The organism is Nonomuraea sp. NPDC050547, from assembly GCF_044457345.1.
In the GTDB taxonomy this organism is placed as follows: Bacteria; Actinomycetota; Actinomycetes; order Streptosporangiales; family Streptosporangiaceae; genus Nonomuraea.
Map to the genome: position 1 here is coordinate 1 of NZ_JBITGW010000022.1, position 21,416 is coordinate 21,416.

General features: G+C 68.9%; 17 protein-coding genes and 2 tRNA genes. 6 read left to right on the top strand and 13 right to left on the bottom strand.

The window, feature by feature from the left end; translation table 11 throughout:
• A partial coding sequence (locus tag ACIBHY_RS43205; RefSeq protein WP_397309765.1) for a hypothetical protein occupies positions 1-202 on the top strand: 202 nt, incomplete at its 5' end.
• A gap of 224 nt (positions 203-426) precedes the next feature.
• Here the strand turns inward: ACIBHY_RS43205 and ACIBHY_RS43210 are convergent.
• The 6 genes from ACIBHY_RS43210 to ACIBHY_RS43235 all read right to left on the bottom strand — a co-directional run bounded on the left by ACIBHY_RS43210 (position 427) and on the right by ACIBHY_RS43235 (position 8,623).
• Positions 427-2,991, bottom strand: coding sequence for a valine--tRNA ligase (locus ACIBHY_RS43210; protein ID WP_397309766.1), 2,565 nt, complete (start codon positions 2,989-2,991; stop codon positions 427-429).
• 92 nt (positions 2,992-3,083) lie between these two features.
• Positions 3,084-4,364 carry an ATP-dependent Clp protease ATP-binding subunit ClpX gene (gene clpX / locus ACIBHY_RS43215; protein ID WP_184976099.1) on the bottom strand — a complete coding sequence of 427 codons (1,281 nt, stop codon included), beginning with the start codon at positions 4,362-4,364 and terminating at the stop codon, positions 3,084-3,086.
• A 183-nt stretch (positions 4,365-4,547) separates the two neighbouring features.
• Entirely contained in the window at positions 4,548-5,171 is a 624-nt protein-coding gene (locus ACIBHY_RS43220) for an ATP-dependent Clp protease proteolytic subunit (RefSeq protein ID WP_184976096.1), read from the bottom strand.
• A gap of 11 nt (positions 5,172-5,182) precedes the next feature.
• Positions 5,183-5,815: a ClpP family protease gene (locus ACIBHY_RS43225; RefSeq protein WP_184976093.1), complete on the bottom strand. Its 633-nt coding sequence runs from the start codon at positions 5,813-5,815 to the stop codon at positions 5,183-5,185.
• 391 nt (positions 5,816-6,206) lie between these two features.
• The gene (gene tig / locus ACIBHY_RS43230; RefSeq protein WP_397309767.1) at positions 6,207-7,589 is read right to left on the bottom strand and encodes a trigger factor; all 1,383 of its coding nucleotides are present in this window, start codon (positions 7,587-7,589) and stop codon (positions 6,207-6,209) included.
• Positions 7,590-7,756: 167 nt separating this feature from the next.
• Positions 7,757-8,623, bottom strand: a complete 867-nt coding sequence (locus tag ACIBHY_RS43235; RefSeq protein ID WP_379627737.1) for a helix-turn-helix domain-containing protein — start codon at positions 8,621-8,623, stop codon at positions 7,757-7,759.
• Between the two features lie 228 nt (positions 8,624-8,851).
• On the opposite strand from ACIBHY_RS43235, the gene ACIBHY_RS43240 reads away from it, so the two are divergent.
• Complete coding sequence (locus ACIBHY_RS43240) at positions 8,852-9,319, top strand: ATP-binding protein (RefSeq protein WP_397108005.1); 468 nt, start codon at positions 8,852-8,854, stop codon at positions 9,317-9,319.
• A gap of 70 nt (positions 9,320-9,389) precedes the next feature.
• Here ACIBHY_RS43240 and ACIBHY_RS43245 read toward each other — a convergent pair.
• Positions 9,390-9,463 (bottom strand) — tRNA-Pro (locus tag ACIBHY_RS43245).
• 88 nt (positions 9,464-9,551) lie between these two features.
• Between ACIBHY_RS43245 and ACIBHY_RS43250 the strand changes: the two genes are divergently transcribed.
• Positions 9,552-9,625 (top strand) — tRNA-Gly (locus ACIBHY_RS43250).
• 99 nt (positions 9,626-9,724) lie between these two features.
• On the top strand, positions 9,725-10,345 hold the full coding sequence (locus ACIBHY_RS43255; protein ID WP_397255280.1) for a uridine kinase: 621 nt from the start codon (positions 9,725-9,727) through the stop codon (positions 10,343-10,345).
• Here the strand turns inward: ACIBHY_RS43255 and ACIBHY_RS43260 are convergent.
• Positions 10,338-12,113, bottom strand: a complete 1,776-nt coding sequence (locus ACIBHY_RS43260) for a trypsin-like peptidase domain-containing protein (RefSeq protein ID WP_397255278.1) — start codon at positions 12,111-12,113, stop codon at positions 10,338-10,340. The genes ACIBHY_RS43255 and ACIBHY_RS43260 overlap by 8 nt on opposite strands.
• A gap of 57 nt (positions 12,114-12,170) precedes the next feature.
• Between ACIBHY_RS43260 and ACIBHY_RS43265 the strand changes: the two genes are divergently transcribed.
• Positions 12,171-13,043 carry an LLM class flavin-dependent oxidoreductase gene (locus ACIBHY_RS43265; RefSeq protein ID WP_397255276.1) on the top strand — a complete coding sequence of 291 codons (873 nt, stop codon included), beginning with the start codon at positions 12,171-12,173 and terminating at the stop codon, positions 13,041-13,043.
• Between the two features lie 38 nt (positions 13,044-13,081).
• Here ACIBHY_RS43265 and ACIBHY_RS43270 read toward each other — a convergent pair whose 3' ends face one another.
• Complete coding sequence (locus ACIBHY_RS43270; RefSeq protein WP_397309768.1) at positions 13,082-13,627, bottom strand: carboxymuconolactone decarboxylase family protein; 546 nt, start codon at positions 13,625-13,627, stop codon at positions 13,082-13,084.
• Between the two features lie 86 nt (positions 13,628-13,713).
• Between ACIBHY_RS43270 and ACIBHY_RS43275 the strand changes: the two genes are divergently transcribed.
• Entirely contained in the window at positions 13,714-14,505 is a 792-nt protein-coding gene (locus tag ACIBHY_RS43275) for a helix-turn-helix domain-containing protein (protein WP_397255272.1), read from the top strand.
• A gap of 14 nt (positions 14,506-14,519) precedes the next feature.
• Here the strand turns inward: ACIBHY_RS43275 and ACIBHY_RS43280 are convergent, their stop codons facing one another.
• The 4 genes from ACIBHY_RS43280 to ACIBHY_RS43295 all read right to left on the bottom strand — a co-directional run bounded on the left by ACIBHY_RS43280 (position 14,520) and on the right by ACIBHY_RS43295 (position 21,350).
• On the bottom strand, positions 14,520-15,083 hold the full coding sequence (locus tag ACIBHY_RS43280; protein WP_397255270.1) for a hypothetical protein: 564 nt from the start codon (positions 15,081-15,083) through the stop codon (positions 14,520-14,522).
• A 72-nt stretch (positions 15,084-15,155) separates the two neighbouring features.
• Positions 15,156-17,525 (bottom strand): hypothetical protein, encoded by a 2,370-nt coding sequence (locus ACIBHY_RS43285; RefSeq protein WP_397309770.1) that lies wholly within the window; start codon positions 17,523-17,525, stop codon positions 15,156-15,158.
• On the bottom strand, positions 17,525-20,659 hold the full coding sequence (locus ACIBHY_RS43290) for a hypothetical protein (RefSeq protein ID WP_397309771.1): 3,135 nt from the start codon (positions 20,657-20,659) through the stop codon (positions 17,525-17,527). The genes ACIBHY_RS43285 and ACIBHY_RS43290 overlap by 1 nt, the downstream gene beginning before the upstream one ends.
• Before the next feature lie 82 nt (positions 20,660-20,741).
• The gene (locus tag ACIBHY_RS43295; protein ID WP_397309772.1) at positions 20,742-21,350 is read right to left on the bottom strand and encodes a TetR/AcrR family transcriptional regulator; all 609 of its coding nucleotides are present in this window, start codon (positions 21,348-21,350) and stop codon (positions 20,742-20,744) included.
• Between the last annotated feature and the right edge of the window lie 66 nt (positions 21,351-21,416).

Sequence of the window (21,416 nt, forward strand, 5' to 3'; positions counted from 1 at the left end):
AGCAAAAACTCATCATATTCCAGACGAGGTGTTGCATGAAATACTTCATGCACTGGCTTTTAACACACTGTTGAGTTCTCAAGAAACGGACGCGTACTCCCCGGTACTGCGAGAGGCGCACATTTCGTCTGCCTCTATTTTACCAGATCCGGATGACCCTGTCAAACTGGCCATCTGGGTGGATTTGAGGCAACCCCGCTAACTTACTCCAACATCCGGCCCTTGTCCAATCAAGCGGACACAGCCGAAAATCCGGATCAGTCGTTGGGATGGTTCAGAGCCTAGCAGCGTTCCGATGAGCTCCGAACCCGGAGGCTCATCGGGGCGTGCTCGCCCTGCGTTGAAAACTGTAGCAGCACAACGCAGGTACAACGTCCAACTTCCCGGTAACGAATGAGTCTTCCCTCCATGCGTTACCGCCAAACATCACCCAGCCGGCAGGGCCGCGAGCTGTGCCTCCAGGCGCGCGATGTCCTCGCCGGACTGCGTCGCACGTGCCCTGACCTTGGCCACCACGTCCTCGGGAGCCTTGGCCATGAACTGCTCGTTGCCCAGCTTGGCCGACACCTGGGCGGCCTCCTTGCGCGCCACGGCCAGATCCTTCTCCAGGCGCTTGCGCTCGGCGACCACGTCGATGGCGCCGGCGGTGTCGATCTCGACGCTCACCCCGGTCACCGCGAACCGCGCGGTGGCGGAGAACCCGTCACCGGGCTCCTCCAGCCGCAGCAGCGACCGGATCGCGCCTTCCTGCGCCGCGAGAGCCGTACCGGAGAGACCGAGACGTGCGGCGACCCGCTGGCCCGGCTTGAGTCCCTGGTCGGAGCGGAAGCGGCGCACCTCGGTCACCAGCTCCTGGAGCGCGGTGATCTCGGCTTCCGCCGCCGGATCGCGATAGCGCGGGTCCGCGACCGGCCACCGCGCCACCATCACCGACGTGCCGCCGGTGACCGCCTGCCACAACTCCTCGGTGACGAACGGGACCAGCGGGTGCAGCAGCCGCAGCAACGCGTCGAACACATGGCCCAGGACCAGGCGGGTTCCCGTGCGGCCCTCGGCGATCTGGATCTTCGCCAGCTCCAGGTACCAGTCGCAGACCTCGTCCCACGCGAAGTGGTACAGCAGGTCGGAGACCTTGGCGAACTCGAACTCCTCGAACGCGGCATCGGCCGCCTCGATCGTGTGCTGAAGCCGGGACAGGATCCACCGGTCGGCCGCGGTCAGGTCGGCCGGGAGCTCCCCGACCGTGGCGCCGTTCATCAGCGCGAACCGCGTGGCGTTCCAGATCTTGTTGCAGAAGTTGCGCGAGCCGGCCGCCCACTCCTCGCTGACCGCCACGTCGGCGCCGGGGTTGGCACCGCGCAACAGCGTGAAGCGGGTCGCGTCGGCGCCGAAACGGTCGATCCAGTCGAGCGGATCCACCACGTTCCCGAAGGACTTGGACATCTTCTTGCCGTACTGGTCGCGCACCATGCCGTGCAGGGCGACCACCTGGAACGGCGGCTGCCCGTCCATGGCGTAGAGGCCGAACATCATCATCCTGGCGACCCAGAAGAACAGGATGTCGTACCCCGTCACCAGCACCGATGTCGGGTAGAAGCGGGCCAGGTCCGCGGTCTTCTCCGGCCAGCCCAGCGTCGAGAACGGCCAGAGCGCCGAGGAGAACCAGGTGTCCAGCACATCAGGATCCTGGACATACCCGGTCGGCGGCTGCTCGTCCGGGCCCACGCAGACGACTTCGCCGGCCGGGCCGTACCAGACCGGAATGCGGTGACCCCACCACAGCTGACGGGAGATGCACCAGTCGTGCATGTCGTCGACCCAGTCGAAGTAGCGCTTGGCCAGCTCCGGCGGATGAATGCGGGTACGCCCGTCGCGCACCGCGTCACCGGCCTCCTTGGCCAGCGGCCCCACGTTGACGAACCACTGCAGCGACAGCCGCGGCTCGACCACGGTCTTGCACCGCGAGCAGTGTCCGACCGAGTGCACGTAGGGGCGCTTGTCGGCGACGATGCGGCCTTCCGCGCGCAGGGCGGCCACCACGGCGGGCCGCGCCTCGAACCGGTCGAGCCCCTGGAACGGACCGTGGGCGGTGATGACGCCGTGCTCGTCCATGACGGTCAGCGACGGCAGCGAGTGGCGGCGGCCGATCTCGAAGTCGTTGGGGTCGTGGGCGGGGGTGACCTTGACCGCGCCGGTGCCGAAGGCCGGATCGACGTGCTCGTCGGCGACGATCGGGATGCGCCGCCCGGTCAGCGGCAGCTCCACGTACGTGCCGACCAGGTGGGTGTAGCGCTCGTCGGCGGGATTGACCGCGACGGCGGTGTCGCCGAGCATCGTCTCGGCGCGCGTCGTGGCGACGACGACCTCGTCGGAATAGCGGATGGAGACGAGCTCGCCGTCGTCCTCGCTGTGCTCGACCTCGATGTCGGACAGCGCGGTGTGACAGCGCACGCACCAGTTGATGATGCGCTCGGCGCGGTAGATCAGCCCGTCGTCGAAGAGCCGCTTGAAGATCGTCTGGACGGCGCGCGACAGGCCCTCGTCCATCGTGAACCGCTCGCGGGACCAGTCGACGCTGTCGCCGAGCCGCCGCATCTGGCCGAGGATCGCACCGCCGGACTCCTCCTTCCACTGCCAGACCTTCTCCACGAAGGCCTGGCGGCCGAGGTCGTGCCGGGACAGACCCTCCGCGCCGAGCTTGCGCTCGACGACGTTCTGGGTGGCGATGCCCGCGTGGTCCATGCCGGGCACCCACAGCGCTTCCTTGCCGCGCATCCGCGCGCGGCGCGTCAGCGCGTCCTGGATGGAGTGGTCGAGCGCGTGGCCGATGTGCAGCACGCCGGTCACGTTCGGCGGGGGCAGGACGATGGAGTACGGCTCGCGGGAGCTGCCCGGATCGGCGCGGAAGTAGCCTTCGGATTCCCAGCGTGAGTAGCTCCGGGTCTCGACGTCGGCCGGGGTGTACTGGGTAGGCAGCTCTGGCGTTGTCACGCGGCCAAGTTTAGTGCCGCCGTTGACGGGATCGTCTCCACATGGAGAAGCGCCCCACCGACCGGCGGGGCGCTTCGTCGTGCTTGAAAGGGCTAGGCCGACTTCTCGCGCGGCGGACGCTGCTGCTTGGCGAGCTGGTCACGCGGGACCAGCGTCGGGATCGCGTGCTCCAGCACGGACTCGCGGGTGATGACCACCCGGGCGACGTCCTGGCGGGAGGGCACTTCGTACATGACCGACAGCAGGACCTCTTCGAGGATCGCGCGCAGGCCTCGGGCGCCGGTGCCGCGCAGGATCGCCTGGTCGGCGATGGCCTCCAGCGCGTCGTCGGTGAACTCCAGCTCGACGCCGTCGATCTCGAACAGCTTGCGGTACTGCTTCACCAGCGCGTTGCGCGGCTCGGTGAGGATCTGGATGAGCGCCTCGCGGTCGAGGTTGTGCACGCTGGTGATGACCGGCAGGCGGCCGACGAACTCGGGGATCATGCCGAACTTCAGCAGGTCCTCGGGCATCACGTCGCCGAAGATGTCGACGGTGTCGACCTCTTCCTTCGAGCGGATGATGGCGTTGAAGCCGATGCCCTTCTTGCCGATGCGCGACTCGATGATCTTCTCGAGGCCGGCGAAGGCGCCACCGCAGATGAACAGCACGTTGGTGGTGTCGATCTGGATGAACTCCTGGTGCGGGTGCTTGCGGCCGCCCTGCGGAGGAACCGAGGCTGTGGTCCCCTCCAGTATCTTCAGCAGCGCCTGCTGCACGCCCTCACCGGAGACGTCGCGGGTGATCGACGGATTTTCGCTCTTGCGGGCGATCTTGTCGACCTCGTCGATGTAGATGATGCCGGTCTCGGCCTTCTTGACGTCGTAGTCAGCGGCCTGGATCAGCTTGAGCAGGATGTTCTCGACGTCCTCGCCGACATAACCCGCCTCGGTCAGCGCGGTGGCGTCGGCGATGGCGAACGGCACGTTGAGCATCTTGGCCAACGTCTGCGCCAGCAGGGTCTTGCCGGAGCCCGTGGGCCCGAGCAGCAGGATGTTGGACTTCGAGAGCTCTATGCCCTCGTCTCTGCCGCGGTCGCCGGACTGCACCCGCTTGTAGTGGTTGTAGACCGCCACCGAGAGGGCCTTCTTCGCCTGGTCCTGACCGATGACGTAGGCGTCGAGGAACTCGTAGATCTCCCTCGGCTTCGGCAGATTGTCCCACTTGAGTTCGGAGGACTCGGAGAGCTCCTCCTCGATGATCTCGTTGCAGAGATCGATGCACTCATCGCAGATGTATACGCCGGGACCGGCGATGAGCTTCTTGACTTGCTTCTGGCTCTTCCCGCAGAAAGAGCACTTCAGCAGGTCTCCCCCGTCGCCGATGCGTGCCACCCCAGATACTCCTTTGCGTGGGACCGCCCTGCTCCCAAGAGCAGTGTTTCCGGACTTCCTCCGGACTTGGCCGAACCGCTCAGGTTTCGACGTTACCGTCTTCTGGGCCCTCAGTGAGCCCCCTAGCGGCGAGTCGCACCGGAACGTGCCCTATTGGGCAGCGCTCCGGTGCCTCACATCACATCAGGAAGCTACGGCCTGTGCCCGCTTCTTCCTGGTCGGGATGATGTCATCGATCAGACCATACGCCTTTGCCTCTTCCGCGTTGAGAATTTTGTCGCGTTCAATGTCGCGGCGGACCTCGGCGGGCTCCTTGCCGGAGTGCTTCGCCACCATCTCCTCGAGCAGAGTGCGCATGCGAAGGATCTCGCGGGCCTGGACCTCGATGTCGCTGGCCTGGCCGCCGCCCTCGGTGGAGGGCTGGTGGATCAGGATGCGCGCGTTGGGCAGCGCCAGGCGCTTGCCCGGCGTGCCGCCCGCGAGCAACACCGCGGCGGCCGAGGCGGCCTGACCGAGGCAGATGGTCGAGATCTCCGGCCGGACGTACTGCATCGTGTCGTAAATCGCCGTCATCGCGGTGAAGGAGCCACCCGGCGAGTTGATGTAGATGCTGATGTCCCGGTCGGGGTCAAGCGACTCCAGCGTCAGCAACTGGGCCATGACGTCATTGGCCGACGCGTCGTCGATCTGCACGCCGAGGAAGATGATCCTGTCCTCGAAGAGCTTGTTGTACGGGTTCATCTCCTTCACGCCGTAAGAGGTGCGCTCGACGAAGGAGGGGAGAACGTAGCGGCTCTGGATGTTCACTTCAGCTCCCCCTAGGAGACGGCGCCCGCGGAGGGCACCTGCCGTGCGTTGCGCACGACCTGGTCGATGAAGCCGTAGTCCTTGGCCTCCTCGGCCGTGAACCACCGGTCTCGGTCGGAGTCGGACTCGATCTGCTCCAGCGTCTGGCCGGTGTGCGCGGCGATCCGCTCGGCCAGCGTCTTCTTCACATAGAGCATCTGCTCCGCCTGGATGGCGATGTCGGCGGCGGTGCCGCCGATGCCACCGGAAGGCTGGTGCATCATGATGCGCGCGTGCGGCAGCGCGTAGCGCTTGCCCCTGGCGCCGGCCGACAGCAGGAACTGGCCCATGGAAGCGGCCAGGCCCATCGCCACCGTCGCGACGTCGTTCGGCACGTACTCCATCATGTCGTATATCGCCATACCGGCGGTCACCGAGCCGCCAGGCGAGTTGATGTAGAGCCAGATGTCGCGGTCCGGGTCGTCGGCCGCGAGCAACAGGAGCTCCGCACAAATGCGGTTGGCGATCTCGTCGTTGACCTCCTGCCCGAGCACAATGATGCGCTCACGCAGCAGGCGCTGGTAAAGCTGGTCCTCAAGCCGGAAGGACGAGCCGTTCTCACGGCCTCGCGACTCGGGCTGATTGAAGGTCGGCGGGCTGGTCACAGCTTCACCTTCCGATGCGTCGTAACGATTGGCTTTGCTTGTGACCTTAACGCGCCCCGGCTAGCGGTCATGCCCCGTCTCCCCACCTGTTCGCTGTCGGCGCAGGTGGTTGGATGCCCATACTTTACGGCGCAGCCGGCTCAGCGCCGCCCACTTCAGCTAAGTTGCTCCCGATCTGCGGGCGCTTCTCACGTCGGACGTGGTTCCCGCCGTTACGACGCACTCTTGACCGGTCTCCGTGCCCCACCCTGAGCCCGCCCGAAGGGCGCCGAGCCCACCGTCCACCCTCCCGCCGCCCGGCGCCCTCCTGCGTCCCTCCGGGCCGCCCCGCGGGCCCGGAACGGCGAAAGCCCCCAACCATGACGGCTGGGGGCTTTCGTGAGCCTTGGGATCAGGCGTCGGCCTTCTCCTCGACCGGCGCGTCGGCCGGCTCCTCGACGACCTCTTCACCGTTGATCTCGGTGTAGATGGCCTTGAGGTCGATCTCGGCGCCCTCGGAGTCGACGATCTTGGCGGCGTCACCCACGACGGCCTTGGCCTTGTCGCGGACGATCTCGACCATGGCCAGCGTCAGCTGGTCGTTGTCGGCGAGGTGCTGGGCCAGCTGGTTGGGCTGGACGCCCATCTGCATGGCGCGGCGGACGACGAAGTTGGTCAGCTCCTGCTCGGAGACGCCCAGCTCCTCCGCCTTGACGATCTTGTCGAGGACGAAGCCGGTCTTGATGGCCTTCGCGGAGTTGGTGTCGAACTCGGCGAAGCGCTCCTCCTCCGTCGTCTGGTACAGACGGAAGAAGGCGTCGCGGCTGAGGCCGGACTCGGCGATCTGGTGGTCGAGGTTGTGCTTGCGGGAGTCGACCTCGGCCTTGAGCGCGCTGTCGGGGATCGGGATGTCGATCTTCTCCAGCAGGGCGTCGAGGGCGTTCTCGCGCGCCTGGACGACCTGGTCGACCAGCTTGTTGCGGCGGGCGGTCTCGCGGATGCTGTCCTTGAGCTCCTCCAGCGTGTCGAACTCGCTGGCGAGCTGCGCGAACTCGTCGTCGAGCTCGGGCAGCACCTTCTCCTTGACCGACTTGACGGTGATGATCACGTCAGCCTGCTCGCCGGCGTTGTCGCCGCCGACCAGCTCGGTGCCGAAGGTCTTCTCCTCGCCCGCGGACATGCCCACGAGCGCCTCGTCGAGGCCCTGGAGCACGGAGCCGGCGCCGACCTCGTAGGAGACCTCGTTGGCCTGCTGCTCCTCGATGTTGTTGCCGTCGATCTCGGCGCGCAGGTCCATGACGACGAAGTCGCCGTCGGCGGCCGCGCGCTCGACGCCGGTCAGCGTCGCGAAGCGCTGGCGCAGGCCGTCGAGCTGCCCGTCGATGTCCTCGTCGGAGACCGTGGCCGCGTCGACGGTGACCTCGGTGCCCGCGTAGTCGGGGACGTCGAAGTTGGGGCGGATGTCGACCTCGGCGGTGAACTCGATCTGCTCGCCGTCCTCGATCTTCGTGACCTCGATGTCGGGCTGGCTGACCGGGAAGACGTCGACCTCGTCGACAGCCTGGCCGTAGAGCTTGGGCACCGCGTCGTTGAGGGTCTCCTCCAGCACCACCGCGCGGCCGAAGCGCTGCTCGATGATGCGGGCCGGCACCTTGCCAGGACGGAAGCCGGGCACGCGGACCTGCTGCGCGACCTTCTTGTATGCCGCATCCAGGCTCGGGCGCAGCTCTTCGAACGGCACCTCGACAGTGAGCTTCACCCTGGTCGGGCTGAGCTCCTCGACAGCGGTCTTCACGGGGTGGTCTCCTTGATCAAGCTTCGAGTGATGCGCGGGCGCGTCCATTCGGTACGGCTCACGCGCCGCGCCCACATGAGCGGCGCCGGGCATGCTCCGCTACGGCGGGATCCAACGCCGTTGGCCAGTCTAGGGCAGATGCGTACCCAACAACGACGCGACGGCGCTCAGAACTCGTCGGCGATCGTACGCAGCAGCTCCACCGTCTCGTCCGGGGTGGTGCTGACGGCGCACAGGCGCTCCATGACCTCGGTGTAGCGGTCGACGTCCTCTCGCTTGTCGAGGTAGAGGGCGCTGGCGAGTTGTTCCACGTAGACCACGTCGGGCAGCTCGCGGTCGGGGAAGCGCAGGATGCTGAACGCGCCGCCCTCGGCGCTGTGCCCGCCGAAGTCGAAGGGCATCACCTGGACGGTGATGTTGGGCTGGCGCATCTGCTCGATGAGGTGCTCCAGCTGGGCCCGCATGACCTCGGCGCCGCCGATGGGACGGCGCAGCGCCGCCTCGTCGATCACCGCCCAGAAGACCGGGCCGTCGGGGCGGTCGAGGACGCGCTGCCGTTCGAGCCGCACGTCGACGCGGCGGGAGATCTCCTCGGCGCTGATGCCGGCCGAACCGGCGGTGACCACCGCCTTGGCGTATTCCTTCGTCTGCAGCAGCCCCGGGACGAACTGCACCTCGTACGTCCTGATGCGCTCGGCGGCCTCCTCCAGCCCGACGTACGCCTGGAACCACGAGGGCAGGATGTCGTTGAAGCGGTGCCACCAGCCGGGCTCGTTGGCCGTGCTCACGAGGTCGAGGACGGCGGCACGGGCCTGGTTGTCGCTGACGCCGTACAGGGTCAGCAGGTCGGCCACGTCGCGCTCCTTGAAGCCGACGCGGCCGAGCTCCATCCGGCTGATCTTGGATTCCGAGCCCCTGATCAGGTGGCCGGCCTCCTCGCGCGTGACGCCTTTGCCCTCCCTCAGCCTGCGGAGCTGGGAGCCGAGGAGGATGCGCAGCGCCGTAGGTCCGGAACCCGGCTGGTTCTGCGTCACACTGCCTCCAATACGTCCGGACACACAGTGACATCCCTCCGCCGGGTATGACAAGGTCTCAACCCGGTGTCCGGTTCGGCATATCCGGCCGAAGCGCCCATGCGGTTGCACATTGCACATGCACGTGCATTTGGGTCTTGCAGCTACGCGCGTCGTGACCCATGATGGCCTAGTGCATATTGGGCCAAACATGCACTAACCGATGGGCAAGCGGGAGGTAGCGGCGGGATGGTGGAGGACCCCCTGGCCACTGCCGACTGCCTGCAGATCACACGCGAGGTCGGCTTCGACAGCCTGCTCAGCCGAGCCCATCCGTACACCACCTCGTGTCCGCTCCCCTTTCAGGCCGATTCGGTCAAGACCGCGCGTGACGTCACCCGCGACACCCTGCACAACTGGGGACTGGCCGAACTGAGCGACGACGCCGCGCTGGTGGTCTCCGAACTCGTCACCAACGCCGTCCGCTACACCCGCGGCCACACCGGGCTCACCCTGCTGCTGATGCGCGTCGCCCCCCACGTACTGCTGGCGGTGGCCGACCCGAGCGACGAGGTGCCCACCCGCAAGGAGCCCGACTTCATCTCGGAGAACGGCCGCGGCCTCTACATCGTCGAGACCTACAGCCAGTGCTGGGGCTGGGACCCGCTGGCCAGGGGCGGCAAGGCCGTCTGGGCCCTGTTTCGCACCGAACCCTGATCCCTGGTTCACATCCTGACGAAGGCCGCTCCCGTTTCCGGTGAGCGGCCTTCGTGCTGTTTCCCGCAAGTCGGGGCGACAGGATTTGAACCTGCGACTTCTTGCTCCCAAAGCAAGCGCGCTACCAAGCTGCGCCACGCCCCGCCGCGCCCGGTGCGCAAGCTCCCCGAGACTCCGGTACGCTTACGCCCTGACGCCGGATGAAGTCTAGACCAGACTTGGACCGGCTCGCGCGGACGTAGCTCAATGGTAGAGCCCTAGTCTTCCAAACTAGCTACGCGGGTTCGATTCCCGTCGTCCGCTCCACCTGCGAAAGGCCGGGCCCAGCCCGGCCTTTCGCCGTTCCGGACCTCGGGCGGGATCGAGGGCTCGGGAGCCGGCGGGCGCGGCCACTAGGGTCGTGGCATGGGGGTGCGACCGATTTCGCCGGAATCGCTGGTCGAGGAGCTGGTTCAGCGCATCGGGGAGTTGCCCCGGGACGCGCCCGCGCGGGTGATCGTGGACGGGGCGCCCGCCGCCCGGCCGGACGGCTACGCCGACGCGCTGGCGGAGCCGCTTCGTGTGCTGGGGCGGCCGGTGGTCAGGGTGTCGGCCTGGGACTTTCTGCGGCCCGCCTCGCTCCGGCTCGAATACGGCAGGACCGACCCCGACGCCTTCTACGACGACTGGCTGGATGTGAAGGCCATCGCCAGGGAGGTCTTCAACGGCTCCGGCCAGGTGCTCCCCCGGCTCTGGGACAGCGTCGCCGACCGGGCGTTTCGCGTGCCGTACCAGAACGTGGGCCCGGGCGGGGTGGTGGTGCTGGACGGGACGCTGCTGCTCGGCCGGGGGCTGGCGGCCGAGCTGAGCGTGCATCTGTGGATGTCGGCGGCGGCGCTGGAACGGCGCACCGCCGTGGAGGAGCGGTGGCGGCTGCCCGCCTATGAGCGGTACGAGCGGGAGGTCGCTCCGGTGCGGGCGGCGGACGTCGCGGTCAAGGTGGACGACCTGCGGCATCCTGCCTTGCTCGAAGAGGGCCCTACGTGAGGTGACGTAGCAGGGCTCTGGCCACGTGCGGGTGGGACAGGTACTCGGCCACGTCGTGCGAGCGTTGGAGCGGGTTGTCGACGGCGCGTTCGTCCACCTGCCCCTTCCAGTCGTCCTCCAGCGGGCAGCCGATGCTCACCGGGTCCGACTGGGACCAGACGTTGAGCCACTGGCCGACCCGGTCGGGGCGGTGCGGGCCGCCCGACAGCAGGCGTCCCTGGACGGCGTCCAGGCCCAGCGGGCTGCCCAGGGTCACCAGGAGCGGGACCTCCAGCGCGGCGGGCAGGCGGGTGAGCAGGTCCATGGCGACGACGGTGCCGAGGCTGTGGGCGACGAGGACCACCTGGCCGGAGGACGGCAGGGTGCGTTCGACACTGGCCAGTACGGCCTGCCGTACCGAGGAGTCGTCGAGATAGGCGGCCACGTCGCGGAAGACGGCGGCGATCAGGAGGTGGTCGAGGTTCGTGGCGGAGGCCAGCCAGGACAGGGCGCCCTGGACGCCGGTCAGCAGGCCCTCGCGGCGGCCGTCGGCGGGGCGGCCGGCGAGCGCGGCGGCCTCGCCGATGAGCTGCTCGTAGACGACGCGGGTGGTCGGGGCGGCGGGGGTCAAGGATTCCCTCGGCTCGGTGAGGGTGTCGCCGTAGAAGGGGAACCACACGTCTGCGGGTTCCACGGTCGGCAGGCCGGCGAGGGTGAGGCCCTTGTTGAGTCCGGCGATCCACTCGCGGCGCATGGTCTGGGGGTCTCGGCCCGTCTGGCCCCGGCCGTGGAGGAAGACGAGGTGGCGGGTGCCACCGAAGGCGGAGGGGCGGGCCGGCGCGCCGGCCTGCCGTACCGGCGCTATCGACTCCGCGGCGGGCGGGGCGGCGCCCAGCTCGGACAGCAGGCCGGCGGGCAGGCCGGACAGGATGGAGCTGACGCGGATGCCCTCGTTGGCGATCCAGGCGCCGTCCTCGCCGGGGACGCCGGAGTGGTGGAGGGCGACGACCTCCCACTGGTCGTTGAAGACCGGGGAGCCGGAGCTGCCCGGTTCGGTGTCGGCGCTGTAGTGGAGGAAGTGGTCGAGCTGCATGGTCAGCTCGTTGCGGCGGATGGTGATCTCCTTGAGCCGGCCGTTGGGGTGGCCGACGAGGTTGACCGGCTCGCCGGTGACGATCTTGCCCTGGCGGGCCATCAGGCGGTTCCAGCCGTACAGGTCGCCGGCGCTCCTGCCGTCGGCGGCGGGGACGACGCGGACGAGCGTGTAGTCGAGGTCCTCGTCGGTGACGAACGCCGCCGACGGGTCGAGGCGGAAGCGGGTCCAGGCGGGCGGGTCGTTGTCGATGCTCATCTCGGCGCCGAACTCGACCTCGGCCTCGCCCGCGCTGTCCTGGTCGGGCAGCACGTGGTTGTTGGTGAGCAGCAGCGAGGGGGCGACCAGGAATCCCGTCCCGACGGGGATGGCACGGCCGTTGGAGCCTTGGGTGATGCGGCCCACGGAGGTGATGGCCCGCGCTCCCCTGGCCAGGAAGTTGGCGGGCTGGAAGTCGGCGGAGACGCCGACGATGCGTTCGAGCAGGCGGTCGGGGCTCTGCTCCGAGAGGCGTTCCACGGTGGCGACGGAGACGGTTCCGCGCTGGACGAGCCGCTCTGCCCTGGCGGTCACCTGGTCGGCGTCGTCCACGATGCGTTGCCCGGTCTGCTCCCGGCGGCGCTGGATGCGCGCGCGGTCATCCCGCTTGCTCGCGTATCGCGCCGCCGCTGCCCGGGTCTGTGACATGGCGTCCATGAGGCCACGGTGAGCCCGCCCCCGGCCGGGCGCATGAGTAGTCCCATACTCAGAGTCATGACGGACTTCGGGTATTTCCTGGTGCCGAACAGCGCCGATCCCCTCATTGAGTACGCGCAGCTCGCCGACCGGCTCGGCCTCGACCTGATCGGCGTGCAGGACCATCCCTACCAGCGCCGGTACGTGGACACCTGGACCCTGCTCAGCGTCATCGCGGCCAAGACGGAGCGGATCACGGTCTTCCCCGACGTGGCGAACCTGCCGTTGCGCCACCCCGCCGTGCTGGCCAAGGCGGCGGCGAGCCTCGACCTGCTGAGCGGCGGCCGGGTGGAGCTCGGGCTTGGGGCCGGGTCCTTCTGGGACGCGATCGAGGCGTACGGCGGGCAGCGCCGTACACCCAAGCAGGCGCTCGGCGCGCTGGAGGAGGCGATCACGGTGATCAGGGCCGTCTGGAGCGGCGAGCGCAGCCAGCGCTTCGAAGGCGAGCACTACCACCTGCGCGGCGCCCAGACGGGACCTGTGCCCGCGCACGACATCGGCATCTGGGTGGGTTCGGGCGGGCCGAAGGCGCTCGCGCTGACGGGGCGGCTGGCCGACGGGTGGGTGCCGTCGTCGGGGTGGGCGACGCCGGACCGACTGCCCGAGATGAGCGCCCGCGTCGACGAGGCGGCGCGGGCGGCGGGGCGCGAACCCTCCGGCATCCGGCGTGTCTACAACGCGGGCGGGACCATCACCGGCGGCGCGGCGGAGGGGTTTCTCAAGGGGCCGGTCTCGCAGTGGGTGGACGAGCTGACGGATCTGGCGGTCGGTCACGGCATCGACGCGTTCGTCTTCTGGCCGGAGGGCGATCAGCGGGAGCAACTCACGCGCTTCGCCGAGCAGGTGGTGCCCGCGGTTCGTGAGCAGGTGGCCCTGGAACGACAGGGCTGACGGGAGGGTCGTCAGCGGCACGGAGGTGCTCCCAGAACCTACTTCCATGCCTGCGGGAGCAGGGGCTTGTCCAGCTCGACCCGTCCGGCGAGGTTGTCGACCAGGCCGACCAGCGTGGCGAACGCGCACTCGGTGACCACCTGCAGCAGGTCGGCCGGTCCGAGCCCGGCGGCCGTGGCCCGCCGTACGACCGCTTCCTGTACGGCGCCGCGGTCGATCACCAAGGCCCTGGCGAAGGCGTAGACGGCGGCGTGGACCTCCTCGCGCGGTTCGGCGCCGCGCCGCATCGCCTCGATGTCGTCCTGACCGACGCCCAAGTGGCCCAGCACGGTCGAGTGGAAGGCGACGCCGTAGGCGTTGCCCACGGCGACGCCTACCGCGACCCCGGCGACCTCCCGGCGTACCGGGTCGAAGGAGCCGTCGCCGACGGCGCGGCGCAGCCCGTCGAAGCCCGCCAGGAGAGTGGGGCTTGCCGCGATCGTGGCGGCGAGGTTGGGGACGAAGCCGAGGTCGGCCTCGATGCCGTCGAGGATCGGCCGGGACTCGGCCGGAGCGGTCTCGGGAGTGAGGATCGGAAGGTTCATGGGTGAACCTTCCTCCGGGCGGGAGTCCGGTCGCCATTCCCTCGCGGGGAAGGGCCGCGCGCGCCCGCCGGCCGTAGGGTCGGCCCATGGAGTCGTCCTTCGGCACCCTGGTGCGCTACTGGCGTCGGGTACGCGCGATGAGCCAGCTCGATCTCGCCTCGGCCGCGATGACGACCCCGCGGCACATGAGTTTCCTGGAGACCGGCCGCTCGAATCCGAGCCGGGAGATGGTGCTCAGGCTGGCGGGCGCGCTGGACGTCCCGCTGCGCGACCGCAACGGGATGCTCCTGGCGGCCGGGTTCGCTCCGCTCTTCGCGCACAGTGGGCTCGACGACACGGCGCTGCGGCAGGTCGCGGCCGCCGTCGGCCAGATGCTCGACCGGCACGACCCGCTGCCCGCCGTCGTGCTGGATCGCGGCTGGAACCTGGTGCGCGCCAACCAGGGTGCGGCGCGCCTGTTCGGGACGCTCTTCGCGCCCGCGCCGATCCCCGAGGACGCCAACGTGCTGCGGCTGATCATCGAACCCGGCCCGATCCGCGACGCCGTCGCCAACTGGGACCAGGTCGTGCCCGCCCTGCTCGAACGCGCGCGGCGCGAGGCGGTGGGCGGGGTGCTCGACCTGGCTACCGCCGAGCTGGTGCGGGAGCTGCGGTCGCGTACCGAGGTCGAGGCGCTCATCGCGGCGCCGCGGGCGATGCCGGCTCCCATTCCGGTCGTCGACGTGCACTTCCGGCTCGGCGGCGGAGTCGTGCGGTTCTTTTCGGTCGTCTCCACCGTCGGCACCCCGGTCGACGTCACGGCGCAGGAACTCCGCATCGAGGCGTTCTTCCCCTCGGACGACGAGAGCGCCGAACGCTGGAGCGCCGACGGCCGGTGATTCGCAGGGCATCCCTATGGGTGGCGGTACGCCTGTCTCAGGGTGTCGTCGATGTCGGTGAGGACCTCAGGGAAGGGAAATTCGCCCATATCGGGGAGGCCCAGGTCGCGGCGCGCGGAGTTGAGGAAATCGCGCTCCGCGGTGAACAGGCTCTCATCCAGATCGCTCGGCACCTTGCCCGGACCGTGGACGACGCGGGCGACGGCCACACGGCGCGCGATGCCGGCGAGGAGATGCGCCTTGTTCACCGTCTCCTGGTCTCGCGCCACCAGCTGGACCGCGGTGAAGGCCGCCTCCATCTTCGTCTGATGTTCAGCGCCCCCTGGGCCCAGAGCGGGGATGAGACGCTTTCCGTCCGGGTGCGTCCACACCTCCACCGCGGTGTCCGGCCCGGACACGTACGACCGATACTCCCTGACCGCGGCCACGAACTCCCCATACCTCGCGCGGCGCGCGTCCTGCCAGCGTCGTCGTTCCTCGCGCTTCCAGGCCCGATCCTGCGCCCTGGACGACAGCAGGCCGCCCAACCCCACTCCGGCGAGGGCCATCAGGCCGCTCAGCCAGACCGTAATGTCCATGGACGCCTCCGGATCGAGCGCGGTTGACGATCACGCTAAGCGCCTCCGGCTCGTGAGGCCAGCCCGTGCCTTTCACGGGTGGCGGTAGCCGGCGAGTTCGGCTTCGAGGCGGATGTAGCGCTCCTCCAGTTCCTGTCGCTTGCGCCTCTCCCGAGGGGCGGCCGGGCGCGTGGCGGGTCGGGTGAGCCCGGCCAGCTCCGGAAGGTCGGCAAATTTCGGGATCTGGCGGTTGTTCTGATGGAACAGGGCGATGGCCTGGCGTTCCCAGCCGATGCCGGCCGGGGGGTAGCGGATGAAGTGGTGCAGGATCCGGGTCCAGTCCAGGCCGTGGGCCGGGGCGCCGACCTGCTGGAGCATGATGATCAGCACGGCGGACGACGCGACACTCGCCAGGACGCGCGTGTCGTCGAAGAACGGGATCGAGGTCAGGGTGTCCTTGGACATGAGGGAGTGTGAGCCGACGATCTCGTTGAAGGCGCCGTTGTCCGAGCGCTGGTCGAACACCCTGCGCTCGTCCTGGTCGAGCCGCTGGGCGGCCGCTTCTCCGGCGTCGAGCGCTTCCTGCAGCTCGATGGCGAACTGCAGGAGAAACCCTCCGGCGCCGGGCGCGCCCGGCAGCTTCTTCTGGGTTTCCGCGTCGATCTTGAAGGCGGTCGTGAGCGCGTCCCGGCCGCGGCTGTTCAGGAAGCCGCAGTCGGTCAGGTAGCGGATCGCGCGTTCGTAGTTGTTCTCGACGCGCTCGTCGTCGGTGGTGCGGGGTTCGAGTGCGGCTTCGTGGCGTTCGAGCTGCAGGTCGAGTTCGGTCTTCGCGTCCTTGGCACGTGGCGGGGGGTCGCTGCCGGGCTCCGGCGGCCAGGAGCGCGGGGCGATGCCGGCGGCCAGGCGCATGCGCTCGCTCTCGTCCAGGAGAGTGAGGAACAGCGGCACCCATTCGCGCAGCACGTCCACGATGACGAGCTCGGCCCGCGCTCGCTGCGGGCCGGATCCGGCCACGGCGGCCAGCACCTCGGTGATGCCGACGCCGCGTTCGGCCGCCTTCTGTTCGAGGAGCGCGCGGCCGGTGCCGTCACGCGCTTCGAACAGTTTTCGCGCCACGCACAGCACGTAACCGGGCAGTCCCCCGCCTCGCGGGAGGAATCCGGCGGCGGGGCGGGTCAGCCTGTCCGTGGCGAGGCGCAGCTTGTGCTCAAGGTTCTCCAGGGCGTGCATCAGGGTGTGGGAGGTGTCCTGCTGGGAGGGAAAGGCGGGGTAGGCGTGCCGGAGCGAGGGCGCGGACATGGTCTGCCTGCTGAGCCGTCCGGCGCTCTCGGTCTTGGTGCCGCGCTCGTACGCGGGGAAGCGGAGCCGCCGGTAGAGCTTGCGGCGCAGCCGTCGCTGGTCGGCGGCGAACTCGGGGTCGGAGGCGGACAGCTGTGTCACGAACCTGCGCAGGAAGTCCTCGTCGGACTCTGCGGCGCCTTGGGGCGGGGTGTGGGCGCGCAGCCGGAGGAGTTCGACGACGTTGGAGTGGAAGAACCAGTCCTCGATCCCGTGCAGCAGTTTGCCCATGCGGACGAGCAGTTCCTGGCGGCCCGAGGTGTCGGCGGGCTTCAGGGCGCGCCAGGCCTGCTCGACGTCTTCCAGGCCCTCCGCCAGGTACTGAACGTAGTGCGTGTCGACGGCGTTCATGACGCCGATGTCGGGGTCCTTCAGGGTTCTCTGGCGGCGGCTCGGGCCGTACAGGGAGGGGTACTGGGGGCGTTTGCCGGCATCCCACACGTAGGGCGGCTGGTCGGTGTGCTCGTGCGGGTAGTACTGGGTGAAGGAGGCGCCGAAGACCTCCGTCACCCGTTCTGCGGGGATCGGCGTGATGCTTCCCCAGCCGCCCTTCACCCGTTCCCGGACGTCCTGGGCGAACAGCAGGTGCGTCACGCCCTCGATGAAGTGGCGGAAGAACATGCCGACCTTGCCGTAGTGCTTTTCCTCCCGCGCCTTGGGGTCGCCCGGCGTTCGTTCGAGCGGGGTGCCCAGCATCTCGTCGATCCAGTCGTCCGCGCCGCCCAGCGCGGCCAGCACGTCGGTCGGCAACGACGCCAGGATGGCCAGGACTCCGGCTGCGGCGGCTCCGCCGTACGAGGTGAGGTCGGCGGCGGTTCCGGAGGTGAGGTCCTTCAGCTTCTGGGTCGCGCCGAGGACCGCGAGGCTGCTGAGGGCGCCGAGGCCGCGCAGGAGCTGGACCTTCGTCGAGTCGGCCGCCTTCGGGATGATCTTCTCGCGCCAGACGCGTTGCTTGGCGAAGAGGTAGCTCACCGGGTCACGGAACTGGGAGACGTCGGTCAGGTAGTTGCCGAGCTCCAGGTAGGTCAGGTCGGCCGCGGTGAGCCGGGAGCGTTCCAGGAGTCCTGGTGGCAGTGCGTCCCGGGTGAAGAGGAATATGTCTCGATGTCGCGAAATGTCGCCCATCAGGCCTCGACCCACTCGCCGTCGGCGTCGAGCTTCCACCGGGGCAGCTTGTCGTCGGCGCGCAGCTTGACCAGGTTGGTGGGTACGAGCACCTTCCATGGCTCGCCCTGGGGCACCTCGGTTCCCGGCCGGCCCAGCCGCTCGGCGAGCTCGTCGGCGATCGGCAGGTAGAGCGGGCTGGAGATGGAGGGCAGCGGCCCGCCGTTCCAGATCTCGCCGAAGGTCAGGAAGTGGTCGATCGCGCCCTCGAAGCCGGGTCTGGCCGGTACGGTGACCCGGCAGTATCCGGACTGGAGGAACTCGGTGAAGGCCGGGTCGGGATCGTCGTAGCCGAGCCGCTCGTCCCACTGGTCCTTGCTGCCCCAGAAGTACGGATAGCTCACCCAGGACATGTGCTCCCACTCGAAGGCCTGCTCGAAGAAGCGGACATAGGCGCCCTCCACCGCGGCCTCGGCCACATCGATCTGCGGCAGGCCGTTCACGGGTGAGTCCACGACCGCGTCGAACAGGTCGAAGTGCTGGTCGGTGAGAATGCTGACGCAGTTCTTCTGCAGCTCCTTGCGGATCGTGAGCTGGTTGGCCGCGGGGTTGCGGCCGCGGATCGCCACGCCCGCCTGGATCTTGAGCGCCGCGAGCTTCTCCTCGTAGTCGGCGACCTTGGCCTGGTGCGCGGTCTGCAGCTTGGCGTGCGTCTCCAGCCGCCACTTCTCCATCGCCCGGTCGGTGCGCTGGCACTTGACCTCCACCGCCACCGCCACCTGCGAGCAGTGGAAGGAGTCGATCGCCAGCGGGATCGAGTCGCGCTCGTCGTCGAGCGAGGTCGTCCACAGCCACGTGCCGCCGCTCAGCCGCTGGGTGCGCCGCCCCAGCGCGACGTCCACGCTGTGGTCGGCCTCCCAGATGTTCCGTACGGTGGCCACGCTGCCGAACACGGCGCGGTAGCCGTCATCGATGGCGATCTGCGCGGAATGGTGGTAGTTGGTTTTGCTGTCGCCGCCTCCCGCCTTGAAGTCGGCGGACTTGGTCCGGTAGAGCTCGGGCGGCGGTGCGACGTCGGTGGCCCCGCACACCCCCACCCAGAAGCCGTAGTTGCTCTCGTTGAGCTGCGCGGGCAGGAGCGTGAAGTCGGACGGCTTGGTCAGCGTCACCGAGCTGGTGTGCGCCTGGTCGAGCACCTTGATCAGGAAGGCAGCGGGCTCCGGGATCATGAAGTCGAACATCGCGCGCACGCCGTAGTTGAAGATCTGTGCCCGGTAGACCTTGTTGACCCACTGGTAGACGCCTGAGATGTGCCCGGCGCCCTTCAGGTTGTCGAGCTCGTGGGTGTTCTTCTCGATGGTCTCGGTCGTCGTCCTGACCGTGGTGCGTTGCAGCACCCGTTCGGCGATCTTGCGCGAGCTGCGCTCGGTGACGTCCTGGGAGAAGGTGGTGGCGGCCTTGGTGGCCTCCTCCTTGCTACGGGTGGCCGACCCTTCGGCGCTGGCCGAGAACTCCACGGTCGGGCCATAGCTGCCGGAGATGCTCAGGCCGGCCTTGAGCGCGAGGTCCTCCTTGATGGTCTGGCTGGTCTCTCTCGTCATCTCGAAGCGGTCGGTCGTCTCCAGCTCGTGTTCCTCGCTGGTGACGGTCTCGCGCTCGGTGAAGGTGATCACCTCGCTCGCCTCGCGCCTGGTGTGCTCGCGTACCTTGCGCTCCCCGCGCAGGACGTTCTCGACGTGGGCGACGTCGGCCGCCTCGTACCCGGTCAGCTGCTGCTTGACCAGGAGCAGGTCGGCGACGCCCGCGGGGGCCACATCGCCCTTGGTCGCCGGGACGCTGCCGTCCATCGGCGTCGGCGCCGGGAAGGTCACCACGCCACCGGTGCCGACCTCGCCCCATCCCTTGGTCAGCGGCGTCTCGATCGAGATCAGCGCGTCGCCGAAGCGGACGAGGGATTTACGCACCGGGTGGCCGGCCACCGCTTCGAGCCGGGCCACCGTACCGGCCAGGTCGGTTTCGAGCCGGTGGGTCAGCCGGTCGAGCGGCATGGCGGCCAGGTCGAGGCCGCGATCCGACAGGGCGGCGCGGGTGGGCTCGGACAGCCGCTCCGCGGCGGAGGGTTTCAGGACGAACCCGATCTCGGACAGGTCGGGCGCCGTGAAGGCCGCACGCCCGGGCAGGACGACGCCCTGCGCGCTGACCAGGGTCTGAGCGAGCGTGGCGAACGGCAGATCGATGCCGGTGCCCGGGGCGGCCTCCCCGATGACCGGGTCCTCCCTGAGCTGGCGCCGGCGCAGGTCTCCGGTGTAGGCGGCCGCCAGGGTCGCGGCGTTGGACAGGCGTACGGCGTCCGGCGGCGGCGCCGCGGCGTCCGGGGCGCGATCGGATACACGGAAGCTGGCCGATTCCAGCGCGGACAGCTCAGACATCGCGGTACGCAGGGTCTGGTGGACGCCCAGCAGTTCCTCGATCTCGGCGGCGCGCTGGTTCAGCTGAGCCTCTCGCTGTTCGCGCATCTGCTGCTCGGTGTCGCGGGTGGACAGTCGCGAGGTCAGGCCGAGGTCGATGGGGAGGGCGAGGGAACGCCGCCGCTTACGCCGTAGCGCCTCGTCGTTCCCCGGTGGCGAAGGGTCGGGACCGCCTCGGTCGTCGGCGGCGTCCGGCTGGGAATCGCCCCCGGGAGCGGAGGCGCCGCCGACGAGCTCGGCTATCAGCTCGGCGGTGCGCAACTGCCGGGTGAGCCGCTCGATGGGCAGCGCGTGGAACCGCTGCAGCACCTTGATCGCGATCAGGCTGTCTCGCAGCCGCCTGACCGTGTCCTTGTACGGTGCTCCCGCCACGACCTCGCGTGGCTGCTGCCCGAACACGTTCCTGATCGCCGCGGTCACGATGTCGCGGGTCGCCCGCTTCTCGCGCTCCAGCGCGTCGATCCGGTCGGCGAGCCGGTCGAGCTGTGCTCCCAGCGGGGTCGCGCCCACCTCCCCCACGAAGGAGGGCGAGGCGACGAAGGCCTCGGACGCCTGCTCGATGCCCAGCCGTCCCGCCCCGGTCTCGACCGCGGCCCGCAGGGCCTGCTGGTAGTCCGACCGCTGCCCCAGCGAGATGCTCGACGGATCCTGCTCGATGGCAGGGCGCACCAGGATGAATCTGAACAAGTTCTCCATGATGAGGAGGAGGCGCCCGCGACCGCTCGTGATACAGGTACGCGACCAGCGGTGAAGCGGGCGTCGAGTGGGCTCACGTGGTGGCTGGCCGGCGGCCCCCTGCTCGTGGCTCGGATCGGCCCTCGCGCATGCGCAGGATCAGGGCGATGGCGTCTTCCGGCTGGGCCGTTGGAGTCAGGATTTGCTGCAGGAGCAGGCCGCGCATCGCGGCCGTGGTGACGGTGGCCGTGGTCAGCGCTTGCTTGGCGTCGAGGCCTTCGCGTTCCGCGAGCGAGGCCAGCATCTTGGTCAGGTCGTCGAGCGAGTCGATGAACTCACCGAAGTCCTCTGGTCTGTACGCGGCCAGCCCTACGACGTGGAAGAAGCCACGCAGGCGCGACAGCTGTTCCGGGCGGGTGTAGGTCCGCCAGATGGCCTTGACGAGGTCGTCGAAGGTGCCCTGCCGGGCGGTCTCGAAGAGCGCCTCGTTGTCACGGGTTCGCTGCGCCTTGAGCATGGCGGCCAAGACGCCCGGCAGCGACCCGAAGTGGTAGCGCAGGAGGGCGTGGCTGGTCTCGGTCCGGGCGGCGATCTCACGCAGCGACACCTCCGGTGAGGGCAGGTCCTCGCCGAAGGCGTCGAGAAGCCGGGCCAGGAGACGTTCGCGTGCGTCGCCTTTGCGTTCCGTGCTTGACAGGATCACTCCCACAGTTTATCCATTGGAAAAGAACGGTTGGCGGTGCCATGTAGCCGCACACATGGTCGCAGC